Here is an 11,453-nt window from a genome sequence, read left to right as displayed (position 1 = left end):
ATGACACCCGCGCCCGACCCACAGGACATGACCGCACTGGTGGCCGATTGCGCCGCCTGTGCGGGGCTGTGCTGCGTGGCGCCGGGGTTTGATGCGGGCGACGACTTTGCCTTCGCAAAACCCGCGCTGGCCCCCTGCCGCCATCTGGGCAGCGACAACCTGTGCCGCATCCATGAAACCCTCGAGGATCAGGGGTTTTCCGGCTGCGCACGGTTCGATTGCAAGGGTGCCGGGCCATACGTGATGGCACATATCTTCCCGCGCAAACGCTGGCGCAACGATCGCCAACTCCTTGCGGATATCTCTGAGGCCTATCGTCGGATGCGCGCCATCTGCGACATGATTGAACTGTTTCGCGTCGCCGAACGCCTGCCACTGTCTGCCGCACAGGAACACGCGCGGCATGAGATGCTGAACCGCCTGCTGCCTAACCCTGCTTGGACGGCCGAAGGGCTGGCGCACGCCGAGCAAGCCGGCATCTTGACGGACGCCCGCGCGGTCTTGTCCAGCTTCCGCGACGCTGCAACGCGCCGCTGACCCTTGCAGCCCCCCTGCCCCGCCCATAGATTGGCATAAACAATGACGAGGTTCTGACAATGGCCATCGAAGCATCCGAAATTGAAACGTTGATCCGCGAAACGTTTCCGAACGCAAAAATCACCATTACCGATCTGGCAGGCGACGGAAATCACTATGCCGCCGAGGTGGTGGACGAAAGCTTTCGTGGTAAGAACCGGGTGCAACAACAGCGCGCCGTATATGCCGCTCTGAAAGGCAAGATGGATGGCAGCCAAGGCGAGCTTCATGCGCTGGCGCTGACCACCAAGGTGCCCGACTGACGCGGCCCAAGCAACTTCGCCATGCCGCACGGCCCAACCTAAGAAATCAAGGATGATCAAATGACTGACGCAAAAACAAAAATCCAAGACACCGTCAAAGCCAACAACGTTGTGCTTTACATGAAAGGCACGAAGGACATGCCACAATGCGGGTTTTCATCCCGCGTGGCCGGTGTTTTGAACTTCATGGGCGTGGATTTCGCCGACGTAAACGTGTTGGCAGATGAGGAAATTCGTCAAGGTATCAAGGATTACTCGGACTGGCCAACGATCCCGCAGCTTTACGTGAAAGGCGAGTTCGTCGGCGGTTGCGATATCATCACCGAAATGACCCTATCGGGCGAGTTGGACACACTGTTTGAAGAAAACGGTGTTGTTTATAACAAGGAAGCCGCAGACAAGATCCGTGAAGCCAACGGCTAAGGTCCATTGCGGCGCGACTGATTGCGACAGAAGCGTTTCATCCGTGCCTTTTGCACATATTCGCACGGCGGAAACGCTTCGTCACCTTTGGTTCACCAGACCCAGCTCGCAGCGTTCAGGGTCTGAGCATATTGGACGCCCGAGGCTGACCGGGTGATTTCCATCCCGACCCGCTGTGCGACGACCAACACGACCGGAAAAGGCGCATCAGCAGCATTGATAACAGTCGCGGTCCCAGTTGCACCGCGTTCACAGTCATATAACGCAGTCAAGATATTCTCAGCAGAGAACGCGCCTATAACCAAAGGCTCATGCGGTGATCCCGCGCTCAGCTTAACTCGCGCACGTTAAGATGTGCGCTCCTCGACTTCGGCAGCAACAGCTTCGGCACGGGCGGCAATTTCGGCCAAGGTATCTGTGACGGCGTCGGGAATGACAGGCACTTCGACCTTTTGCGGCGCAGCATTTTGAAGGGCATATAGCTGCGCCTCAAGATCAGCGACTTTTTTGTCGGCCAGCTTCACCTTATCCTCAATCCCTGCCGTCTTATCGGCCAGCATCAGCCCTGCCATCAAAAGCATGCGGCTTTCGGTCAGGTTGGTCATTTGCCCCACCAGAACCGAGGCTTCGTTGTCCAGCATCTTGGCGGCTGCCAACAAAAAATGCTCTTCGCCTTCCTGACATGCGACATCGAAGGTGCGACCACCAATGGATATGTTGATATCAGGCATCGGTACCCTCCTTGCCGTTTCCGCTGGTGTCCCCACCCGACGCATCAGGCGCGCTTGCGGCGATCAAATGTCCCAGTTCGCCCAGAACCGCGTCCAGTTCAGCGCGGTCGGCAGTTTGCGCGACGCGCACGCCTTCAAGTTCGGCGGCCATAGCACTGTTGACCAGATCGGCATCAACCGCACCATCATCAATTGCTTTGCGCAGTGCGTCGTTGTTCTCGCGCAGATCGGCGTTGGCCTGCCGCAGTCTGGTGATGACCACCTCGTCGGTGGCGAGTTGCGCCGTCAACCGCTCAAGCTCAGCGCGCAGGGCGTCAAGTTCTGTAGCGTGACCCTCCTGCACCTCATTCATACGGTCTGCCAATTGGTGTTTGGCGGTGCGTTCTTCCTCCAGCGCAGCGGTCAGCCGCGCGATGTCGTCCTCTGCCCCCGGCGTTTGTGGGGACAGCGTCGAAAGACCGACGCTGATCCGCTCCAACGCGGTGGTGATGCGGGTTTCCAACTCGGAAATGTCGTTCATGTTCTGCCCTGAACCTGTTTATCGCCCGATCTTGTCACATGCCTGCCCATCTGACAACGCAGGACATTCGGGCGAATCGGCCCTGCGCAAGTGTAAGCCGATCTTACCCGACCAAAGTTAAAAATGCGCCCCTCGTTCTTTTCCAATCACTTGGCGGGCGACATGCACCTTGGCTTGACCCTTGGCGAATGGCTGCTATCAGGTATCCAACCTCAACTTTGCCAAAGGATGTTGACCGTTGGACATCGCCACACTACGCGCAAGCCACCCCGATCACTGGAACAAAGCCGCTGCGATCCGTTCGCTGACCCTGGATGCGGTCGCCGCCGCGAACTCGGGCCACTCGGGTATGCCAATGGGCATGGCCGATGTGGCAACAGTTCTGTTTGAAAATCATTTGAAGTTTGATGCGTCGGCCCCCCGTTGGGCGGACCGCGACCGGTTTATCCTGTCGGCTGGCCACGGCTCAATGTTGATTTATTCGCTGCTGCATCTGACAGGCTATGAAGATGTGACGCTGGACCAAATCAAGAACTTCCGCCAATGGAACGCGATCACGGCCGGCCACCCGGAATACGGTCACGTCGCGGGCGTTGAAACCACGACGGGCCCGCTGGGTCAGGGCATTGCCAACGCCGTCGGTTTCGCGATGGCCGAGGAAATCCAGCGCGCGCGCTTTGGCAAGAAGATCGTCGACCATTATACCTATGTCATTGCTGGCGACGGCTGCCTGATGGAGGGCATCAGCCACGAAGCCATCGGCCTTGCCGGGCGTCACAAGCTGGGCAAGCTGGTGCTGTTGTGGGACAACAACGACATCACCATCGACGGCAAGGTGTCGCTGTCCGATTGCACCAACCAGGTGCAGCGTTTCAAAGCCGCGGGCTGGCACGTACAGGAAATCGACGGGCATGATCCCGAACAGATCGACGAGGCTATTGCCAAAGCCAAGACCACCAAGAAACCCTCGATGATCGCGTGCAAGACCCATATCGCCTTGGGGCACGCGGCGCAGGATACCTCGAAAGGTCACGGCGCGTTGACCGACGAAGATCAACTGAAAGCCACGAAAGAGGCGTACGGCGTGCCGCTTGGTGCCTTCCAGGTGCCGGACGACGTTAAAGCGGAATGGGAAGCCATCGGCGCCAAAGGCGCCGAAGCCCGTGCCGAGTGGGAAGCCCGCTTTGCGTCGATCAGCGAACGCAAACAGGCCGAGTTCAACCGGGCCTATGCGCTGGACGTGCCGAAGAAACTCGGCGGCGTTGTGCGCGCTCTGAAACGGCAGGTGGCCGAAGGCAAACCCAATGTCGCCACCCGCAAATCGTCAGAAATGGCGCTTGAGGTGATCAACCCCGTAATGCCGGAAACGGTTGGTGGATCGGCTGATCTGACCGGATCGAACAACACCAAGACGGGTGATCTGGGCGTGTTTGATGTGGACAACCGTAAGGGGCGTTACATCTATTGGGGCATCCGTGAACATGGCATGGCGGCTGCGATGAACGGCATGGTTCTGCATGGCGGCATGCGCCCCTATGGCGGCACGTTCTTCTGCTTCACCGACTACGCCCGCCCGGCGATGCGTCTGGCATCGTTGATGAAGATCCCGACCGTGTTCGTGATGACCCACGATTCAATCGGCGTCGGTGAAGACGGCCCAACCCACCAACCGGTCGAGCATCTGGCGATCTGCCGCGCGACCCCTAACAGCTTGACCTTCCGCCCAGCAGATACCGCCGAGACGGCCGAAGCGTGGGAGCTTGCTCTGTCCTCGAAAGACGTGCCCTCGACCCTCGTTCTGACCCGTCAGAACCTGCCGACCGTGCGCACCGAGTATAAGCAGAAAAATCTGACCGCTCAGGGTGCTTATGTTCTGGCCGATGCGGAAGCCGGCAAGCGTCAGGTGATCCTGATTGCCACGGGTTCCGAGGTGTCGTTGGCGATGGACGCCCGCGCCAAACTGGAAGCCCAGGGCATCGGCACCCGCGTGGTGTCCATGCCCTGTATGGAGCTGTTCGCCCAACAAGACGACGCATACCGCCGCAAGGTGCTGCCCGCAGGCCCCATCCGCGTCGGCATCGAGGCCGCCGTGCGTGATGGCGGCTGGGATCGCTGGCTTCTGGGCGAACGTGGTCGCGAAGCCAAAGCCGGCTTCGTGGGCATGGACAGTTTCGGCGCATCCGCCCCAGCTGACGTGCTGTTCGAAAAATTCGGCATTACCGCAGACAACGTCGTGGCGAAAGTGAAGGATCTGTTGGACTGACCCAGCTAGGCAACAGGATAAAAACGCTCCGTCAGTTCAACTGACGGAGCGTTTTTTCAATCAAGAAAGCAAAACCTATCCACCAGCCGCTCTGATCTCACCCAACCGCCTATTTCGCGTAAGCTGGTTCCACTTCTGACAAACCCGGTGGGGGATGCGACGGAATACAGCACGTAAAACGAACGGCGTTGCGCACCATCTAGGCCTTGCCCTTGAACACAGATTGCCAGACCGGACCGATGACACGCGTGGCAAACGGGATCATCAAGACGCCAAGCACAAGCCCGACAACACCGTCCAACGCTGCCGTGACGAACCACTCCACGAAGCCCGGCATTTTAGGCACCGCTTGGGCTGCCGTAACCGCGATGTCGTGGATGATGTGATACGGTTGATCCAGACCCAATTCGCGCAGCCCGTGGATGATAATGGAACCACCAACCCAGATCATCGCAGCGGTGCCGATGACCATCAACAGCTTGAGGAACCCCGGCATAGCGTTGACAACCCCACGTCCAAAGCCCCGAGTCACCGACAGATTGCCGTGCTGCGCCAGCCATAGGCCAACGTCATCCATCTTCACGATCAATGCCACCGACCCATAGACAACGACCGTGATTCCAACCGCAACCACAGCCAGCGTTGCGGCCTCCATCCAGATGTTGCTGTGGGGAATGGCGGACAAGGCGATGGTCATGATCTCGGCTGACAAGATGAAATCCGTCTTGATCGCACCCGCAATCTTCTCTTTCTCAAGATGCGCCGGATCACCGATGTCATGTTCGGCATGGTCCCATTTTTCTTCATGTGGGAACAGAACATGCCAGACCTTTTCCGCCCCCTCGAAGCACAGATAAGCCCCGCCCAGCATCAAAAGCGGAGCGATCAGCCAAGGCGCGAACGACGACAGCAGCAGCGCAATCGGCAGCAGGATGATCAGCTTGTTCTTGATCGACCCCCACGCGATGCGCCCGATAATCGGCAGCTCTCGCTTTGGCTCAAATCCCTGGACGTATTTCGGTGTCACGGCGGCATCGTCAATCACCGCCCCCGCTGCTTTCGCCCCAGCCTTGGCCGCCTGCCCCGCCACATCGTCTACCGACGCCGCCGCGATTTTTGCAATACCCGCCACGTCGTCCAACAGCGCGATCAAACCACTCATCAAATCCACCCTTTTCGTGATCTAGAAATGAAACCTAGTGGCTTTCTGCGGTCGTGAAAAGCACCCACGCGGGATTTGCGTTTCATCTTTGGCGCAAGGCGTTTGCGCTAACGTCTACGCACTCCGCCATGTTTTCGCTAACAAGCCTTCACCAAACGCGTTTTGCGGGTTGGGACATCGGGGCTTGAGCGGTATATCAGCGGAAAGTTCTTGCGGCCACCGGGCCAAAACCTGAGGGGAAGACACATGACCGTCACAGTGGGTATCAATGGATTTGGCCGCATCGGTCGCTGCACCTTGGCGCAAATTGCTGCATCAGGGCGCAACGACATCAACGTGGTTAAGGTAAACGCGACCGGCCCGCTGGAAACTGCTGCGCACCTGCTGAAATACGACAGCGTCCATGGCCGCTTCCCGAACGACATCAAGCTGGGCGAAAAGACTATGGATGTGGGCCGCGGCCCGATGCAGATGATGTCGACCTATGACATGGGCGAACTGGACTGGACCGGTTGTGACGTTGTTCTGGAATGCACTGGCAACTTCAACGACGGCGAAAAAGCCAAGCGCCACATCGAACAGGGTGCGCGCAAGGTGCTGATCTCGGCCCCTGCAAAGAACGTGCAAAAAACCATCGTTCTTGGTGTGAACGACAAAGAACTGGAAGCACATCACAACATGGTCTCGAACGGCTCATGCACAACGAACGGTCTGGCCCCGCTCGCCAAGGTGCTGCACGATGCGCTGGGGATCGAACGTGGTATCATGACCACTATCCACTCCTACACCGGCGACCAGCCGACGCTGGACCGCCGCCACAGCGACCTTTATCGCGCGCGTGCGGCGGCAATGGCGATCATCCCCACCTCGACCGGTGCGGCGAAAGCCTTGGGCGAAGTCCTGCCGGAACTGGCAGGCAAGCTGGACGGCACCGCCATGCGCGTGCCCACCCCGAACGTGTCCGCTATCGACCTGACATTCGAAGCCGGTCGCGATACGAGCGTTGAAGAGGTCAACCAGATCGTGCGCGAAGCCGCCGAAGGCGCCATGTCACGCGTGTTGGGCTATGACCCCGAACCCAAGGTTTCCATCGACTTCAACCACACCGAACAAAGCTCGATATTCGCCCCTGACCAGACAAAGGTTGTTGGTGGCCGCACCGTCCGCGTGATGGGCTGGTATGACAACGAATGGGGATTTTCGACCCGCATGGCAGATGTCGCGGTGATGATGGGCTCGTTCTAAGCAACCCGCCATCCGAGCCATACCCCCGCCCCTGGGCGGGGGTTTTCTTTTGCCCTTGCCCCAGCCCGCCACCCACGGCAATAAGTGTTTGAAACAGGCAGGAGCCAGCCGTGACCAACAAGATCGCCTTTGTTCTTGGCATTTTGATCGTTGCGCTGATTAGTGCCGATTTGCTTCTGAACCATGGCAACAGCGTCGTGTTTCTGTCCAAGAAATTTCTGGATATGACCGAATGGATGGCCTTCTGGCGCTAAGATGAACCGCCGCGTCTTCCATCTTCCCTTGACCTTTTAGCAGAAATAGCCATGTTAGCGCTCACACCACACGATCGGCTTCGCCGCTTCCATCGGCAGGCTACGCTCATGCAAGGAAGATGAATATGACAGTCAAAGTGGCTATCAATGGATTTGGACGGATCGGACGGCTGGTACTGCGTGCCCTCCATGAAACAGGCCGGGACGATATCGAGGTGGTCGCGATCAACGACCTCGGTCCGGTTGAGATGAACGCCCATCTTCTGCAATTCGACAGCGTGCATGGCCGGTTTCCGAACGAGGTCAAATGGACCGACACCACCATCGACGCAGGCCGAGGCCCGATCAAGGTTACGGCGATCCGCAACCCTGCCGAGCTGCCGTGGGGCGATGTGGATATCGTGCTTGAATGCACCGGTATTTTCAAAGGTGACAAGGCACTTGTGCATCTGGAAAACGGTGCCAGCCGGGTGCTGGTCTCGGCCCCCTCATCCGGGGCGGACAAAACAATCGTCTATGGCGTGAACCATGACACGCTGACGGCAGACGATGTGCATGTCTCGAACGCGTCGTGTACGACGAACTGCCTGGCGCCGGTCGCCAAGGTGTTGAACGACGCTGTCGGCATCAAGAAAGGGTTTATGACCACAATCCATTCATATACTGGCGACCAGCCGACCTTGGATACCCTGCACAGTGATTTCTATCGCGCACGCGCCGCAGCGCTTAGCATGATCCCCACCACCACCGGCGCCGCCCGCGCCGTCGGCCTTGTGTTGCCAGACCTGGCGGGCAAGCTGGATGGCGTGGCCATCCGCGTGCCAACGCCGAACGTCTCGTGCGTCGATCTGACCTTTGAAGCATCGCGCGATACGACGGTCGATGAAATCAACACAGTCGCCATCGACGCGGCCAACGGCCCGCTAAAAGGTGTGCTTGGAATTGTCGACCGGCCCTTGGTCTCGGCCGATTTCAATCACGACCCCCACTCATCTAATTTCGCGCTGGACCAAACCAAGGTGCTGGACGGAAATATGGTGAGGGTACTGGCTTGGTACGACAACGAATGGGGCTTCAGCGTCCGAATGCTGGACACCGCGGTTGAGATGGCAAAGCATCTCTAATCGGACGTTGATCAACGTGGAAGCCGGGATCCTGCCCGGCTTCTTCTTTTGTAACAATCTTACGCAGCACGACGTACGAGGGAAACGCGGCCCCGCGCCTCAACTTTTGCCGACACCAAGAAGCAGCCAATATCTTGAAAATGGTGCCCCACACGGACTCGAACCGCGGACCTACTGATTACAAACGGCCAAAATGGGTTTTCGCCGGTTTTCGCCGCACCTCGCCAAACCGCCATAAATGCATGAATTAAAACAGTTTTCATTGACGCCTCGCACGCCAACCCTACATCATGAACGCCACGAAACGCTGCACGGTGCTTCCGATATGCTTCCGGATTTCGTGATCAAGAGTAGGAATGACGATGCCAAAACTGACCAAACGACTTGTTGAAAGCCTATCACCAGAACCCAAGGAACGCATCCTTTGGGATGATGAATTGGCAGGCTTTGGGATCAGGGTGTATCCGACAGGGCGGCGGGTCTATGTGGTGCAATATCGGCTGCACGGGCGCACACGGCGAAAGAACCTCGGGCAGCATGGCGTTCTAACCGCCGAAGAGGCCCGCAAGGATGCCAAGCTGGTGCAGGCGGATGTGGCGCGGGGGTCTGACCCGTCAGCCGAACGCAAGGCGCGTCTGCGCAGCCCCACGATCAAAGAACTAGGTGAACGGTTCCTGACAGACCATGTGGCGCTGCATTGCAAGCCAACAACCCTATACGACTATCGCAACATGCTGCGCGGTGTCGTGAACCCCGTTCTTGGTAGCATCAAGGTTTCCGAGATCACATTCACCGACATTCAAGCGTTTCACCTCAAACGACGCGATACGCCCTATCAAGCCAATCGGGGCGTTATGGTTCTGTCGAAAATGCTGAACCTTGCCGAGGACTGGGGATTGCGCGCAATGAACACCAACCCAACGCGCCGTATCAAGCGCTATCCAGAGGAAGAAAAGAAACGCTATCTGGACGAAGGCGAACAAGAACGGCTTGGCACGGTTCTGGCGAACATGCTGCAAAACGAAGAAATCACCCGATACGTTTTCGCCGCCTTCTATTTGCTGTTGCTGACAGGGTGTCGCCTTGGGGAAATTCAAAAGCTGAAATGGGATTACGTCACCCGAACCCATCTGGAATTGCCCGACAGCAAGACCGGTCGGCGACGCATCCCCCTGCCCCGAGAAGCCCGCGCGCTGTTGGACACCTTGGAACGCCGAGACGGTAACCCCTATGTCATCTTGGGAACGCACTCAGACGGTTACTATAACGACCTGCAAAAGCCTTGGCGCAAAATTCGGGAACGGGCTGGACTGAGTGATGTGCGGGTGCATGATCTACGGCACACTTATGCGTCAGTTGCGGTCATGAACGGCATTGATCCATTCACTTTGAAGGAAATTCTCGGTCACAAAAACTTGTCCACGACATTGCGCTATGCGCACCTGTCTGACGATGCAGTGCAAAAAGCAGCGGGGCAGATTGCCAATCGGCTTGCAAGTGCGCTGGGAAGTGTGGCGTAGGCTTAGGCATTGGGCTAGATCACGAGCGACACTTAAAGCCGCGAGATAGCCATGACTAAGCCACATCCCAATTTGCAAATAGACCTGCGCCATTACCATTATTTGGGCGAAGCCTTCTTTCGCGTCGGCTTGTCTTTATTTCCCGATGACTGGACCGGACGGGAACAATTTGCCGTACCAGATTTCACCGGGGAACAAATTGAGCAAGAACGGGCGGCTCTTGAAAAGAATGTGTCCCGATTGCGCCAACAAGAACTTGAATTGGCAATGACCCCGACGGACGGCTTGTCCGATAAAGAATATGTGGCGTTTCGAGAGAATAAGGCAGCAACCCGTGATCGTAGGATGGTTGCAGAACAGAAGCTATTTTCTCTTGGCAAACCCGACCACTACCAACATCAAGAAAACGCAGCGTATCAACGCCGGATGGACGCTGAGGCAACGTTGATCACCGCTTTCAAGGCCAAGGAACTCGACTTAATAACTTATGGTGGTCTGGTGGTCGATTGGTCGACCTGGCCCGACAGGAAGGGATGGGACTATAGCTTTCCATACTCAACGATCAATGCGCCACCTTCCATTTCTTCGATGGGGTGCGCCATAGCATTGGTAAGAAGAACCGCGTTTGAATACTGGCACCAGCAACAACCTTTTTTTCAGAATGCGTTGCGTGAATTGTCAGACGAGGAACGTGCCTTAGTTTGGATGAAAGAGCTGGTTAGCACGAATCCAACACCGCAAAAGAAGGATTCCATCTTAGCGGATATGAAATCCGAATATCCTGAACTTTCAGAACGTGCTCAAAAACGAATATGGGATGCTGCCGCACCGGAAGCATGGAAGCTGTCTGGACCGAAACGCCCTGCATAGAACTATGCACGAAACTAATAGGAATCACGTAACAAATTATTTTCATTGATATTAGTTCAGTTCAGCCTAGTGCACTGAACTAAATGTTCGTGTCGTCTATTTGCGCCTAGTGCGCCCGCCTATCTTCACCTCACAAATCAAACGCCAACCAACGTGAGGTCAACACAATGCAACACAACCAACCCAAACCCAGCACCCTTGTCGACGAACGCGAAGCCGCGTCGATCCTTTGTTATTCCGTCCGCGCCTTGCAGAACTGGCGGCATCGCGGCGGAGGACCGGACTTTGTGAAAGTATCCGCACGCTCAATCCGGTACCGACGCGCCGATCTGGAAAAGTGGATCGCGGACCGCACGGTGTCCAACACCTCACAAACCATCTGACATTCAATTTTGCCCCGCAACAGTTGACCTGCTCCCCTTGGAGTCCGCGTTTATTGGTTAGCTCTGTTCAGGGTTTGGTCCTCTCTTGACCGTTGGTGATACTCCCACGGGGTTAGCCC

General features: G+C 57.1%; 14 protein-coding genes. 10 read left to right on the top strand and 4 right to left on the bottom strand.

The window, feature by feature from the left end; translation table 11 throughout:
* The 3 genes from MN186_RS00145 to grxD are packed head-to-tail and all read left to right on the top strand — an operon-like array spanning position 1 to position 1,262.
* Entirely contained in the window at positions 1–537 is a 537-nt protein-coding gene (locus tag MN186_RS00145; protein ID WP_242110761.1) for a hypothetical protein, read from the top strand.
* Between the two features lie 59 nt (positions 538–596).
* Positions 597–839 (top strand): BolA/IbaG family iron-sulfur metabolism protein, encoded by a 243-nt coding sequence (locus tag MN186_RS00140; protein WP_242110759.1) that lies wholly within the window; start codon positions 597–599, stop codon positions 837–839.
* 60 nt (positions 840–899) lie between these two features.
* Positions 900–1,262, top strand: a complete 363-nt coding sequence (gene grxD, locus MN186_RS00135; protein WP_242110757.1) for a Grx4 family monothiol glutaredoxin — start codon at positions 900–902, stop codon at positions 1,260–1,262.
* Positions 1,263–1,354: 92 nt separating this feature from the next.
* Here the strand turns inward: grxD and MN186_RS16590 are convergent, their stop codons facing one another.
* The 3 genes from MN186_RS16590 to MN186_RS00125 all read right to left on the bottom strand — a co-directional run bounded on the left by MN186_RS16590 (position 1,355) and on the right by MN186_RS00125 (position 2,513).
* The gene (locus MN186_RS16590; RefSeq protein ID WP_353890301.1) at positions 1,355–1,534 is read right to left on the bottom strand and encodes an MliC family protein; all 180 of its coding nucleotides are present in this window, start codon (positions 1,532–1,534) and stop codon (positions 1,355–1,357) included.
* A 75-nt stretch (positions 1,535–1,609) separates the two neighbouring features.
* Positions 1,610–1,993 (bottom strand): cell division protein ZapA, encoded by a 384-nt coding sequence (locus tag MN186_RS00130; RefSeq protein WP_242110755.1) that lies wholly within the window; start codon positions 1,991–1,993, stop codon positions 1,610–1,612.
* A complete protein-coding gene (locus MN186_RS00125; protein WP_242110754.1) occupies positions 1,986–2,513 on the bottom strand; it encodes a hypothetical protein in 528 nt (175 codons plus the stop codon). The genes MN186_RS00130 and MN186_RS00125 overlap by 8 nt, the downstream gene beginning before the upstream one ends.
* A 238-nt stretch (positions 2,514–2,751) precedes the next feature.
* Between MN186_RS00125 and tkt the strand changes: the two genes are divergently transcribed.
* Entirely contained in the window at positions 2,752–4,776 is a 2,025-nt protein-coding gene (gene tkt / locus MN186_RS00120; protein ID WP_242110752.1) for a transketolase, read from the top strand.
* A gap of 199 nt (positions 4,777–4,975) precedes the next feature.
* On the opposite strand, the gene MN186_RS00115 is transcribed toward tkt, so the two are convergent.
* Positions 4,976–5,938 carry a DUF808 domain-containing protein gene (locus MN186_RS00115; RefSeq protein ID WP_242110751.1) on the bottom strand — a complete coding sequence of 321 codons (963 nt, stop codon included), beginning with the start codon at positions 5,936–5,938 and terminating at the stop codon, positions 4,976–4,978.
* 246 nt (positions 5,939–6,184) lie between these two features.
* Here MN186_RS00115 and gap (MN186_RS00110) point away from each other — a divergent pair, with 246 nt between their 5' ends.
* From gap (MN186_RS00110) to MN186_RS00085, 6 genes are all read left to right on the top strand, one after another.
* The gene (gene gap, locus MN186_RS00110) at positions 6,185–7,183 is read left to right on the top strand and encodes a type I glyceraldehyde-3-phosphate dehydrogenase (RefSeq protein ID WP_242110750.1); all 999 of its coding nucleotides are present in this window, start codon (positions 6,185–6,187) and stop codon (positions 7,181–7,183) included.
* Between the two features lie 110 nt (positions 7,184–7,293).
* On the top strand, positions 7,294–7,437 hold the full coding sequence (locus tag MN186_RS00105; protein ID WP_242110749.1) for a hypothetical protein: 144 nt from the start codon (positions 7,294–7,296) through the stop codon (positions 7,435–7,437).
* A gap of 125 nt (positions 7,438–7,562) precedes the next feature.
* Positions 7,563–8,561: a type I glyceraldehyde-3-phosphate dehydrogenase gene (gene gap / locus MN186_RS00100; protein WP_242110748.1), complete on the top strand. Its 999-nt coding sequence runs from the start codon at positions 7,563–7,565 to the stop codon at positions 8,559–8,561.
* 362 nt (positions 8,562–8,923) lie between these two features.
* Positions 8,924–10,081, top strand: coding sequence for a site-specific integrase (locus MN186_RS00095; RefSeq protein WP_242110747.1), 1,158 nt, complete (start codon positions 8,924–8,926; stop codon positions 10,079–10,081).
* Between the two features lie 51 nt (positions 10,082–10,132).
* The gene (locus MN186_RS00090) at positions 10,133–10,951 is read left to right on the top strand and encodes a hypothetical protein (protein ID WP_242110746.1); all 819 of its coding nucleotides are present in this window, start codon (positions 10,133–10,135) and stop codon (positions 10,949–10,951) included.
* Between the two features lie 167 nt (positions 10,952–11,118).
* Positions 11,119–11,334 (top strand): helix-turn-helix transcriptional regulator, encoded by a 216-nt coding sequence (locus MN186_RS00085; RefSeq protein WP_242110745.1) that lies wholly within the window; start codon positions 11,119–11,121, stop codon positions 11,332–11,334.
* The last annotated feature ends 119 nt before the right edge of the window (positions 11,335–11,453 follow it).

The organism is Aliiroseovarius sediminis, assembly GCF_022678485.1.
Taxonomy (GTDB): Bacteria; Pseudomonadota; Alphaproteobacteria; order Rhodobacterales; family Rhodobacteraceae; genus Aliiroseovarius; species Aliiroseovarius sediminis.
The sequence above is the reverse complement of the archived record's forward strand: the minus strand, read 5'-3'. Positions and strand labels throughout refer to the sequence as shown.

What these genes read in the sequence shown, in the direction of transcription:
- gap (WP_242110750.1), top strand. Translation starts at nt 6,185, where the DNA reads ATGACCGTCACAGTGGGTATCAATGGATTTGGCCGCATCGGTCGCTGC.
- MN186_RS00085 (WP_242110745.1), top strand. Translation starts at nt 11,119, where the DNA reads ATGCAACACAACCAACCCAAACCCAGCACCCTTGTCGACGAACGCGAA.
- MN186_RS00125 (WP_242110754.1), bottom strand. Translation starts at nt 2,513, where the DNA reads ATGAACGACATTTCCGAGTTGGAAACCCGCATCACCACCGCGTTGGAG.
- MN186_RS00130 (WP_242110755.1), bottom strand. Translation starts at nt 1,993, where the DNA reads ATGCCTGATATCAACATATCCATTGGTGGTCGCACCTTCGATGTCGCA.
- MN186_RS00145 (WP_242110761.1), top strand. Translation starts at nt 1, where the DNA reads ATGACACCCGCGCCCGACCCACAGGACATGACCGCACTGGTGGCCGAT.
- grxD (WP_242110757.1), top strand. Translation starts at nt 900, where the DNA reads ATGACTGACGCAAAAACAAAAATCCAAGACACCGTCAAAGCCAACAAC.
- MN186_RS00140 (WP_242110759.1), top strand. Translation starts at nt 597, where the DNA reads ATGGCCATCGAAGCATCCGAAATTGAAACGTTGATCCGCGAAACGTTT.
- MN186_RS00115 (WP_242110751.1), bottom strand. Translation starts at nt 5,938, where the DNA reads ATGAGTGGTTTGATCGCGCTGTTGGACGACGTGGCGGGTATTGCAAAA.
- MN186_RS00095 (WP_242110747.1), top strand. Translation starts at nt 8,924, where the DNA reads ATGCCAAAACTGACCAAACGACTTGTTGAAAGCCTATCACCAGAACCC.
- MN186_RS00090 (WP_242110746.1), top strand. Translation starts at nt 10,133, where the DNA reads ATGACTAAGCCACATCCCAATTTGCAAATAGACCTGCGCCATTACCAT.
- gap (WP_242110748.1), top strand. Translation starts at nt 7,563, where the DNA reads ATGACAGTCAAAGTGGCTATCAATGGATTTGGACGGATCGGACGGCTG.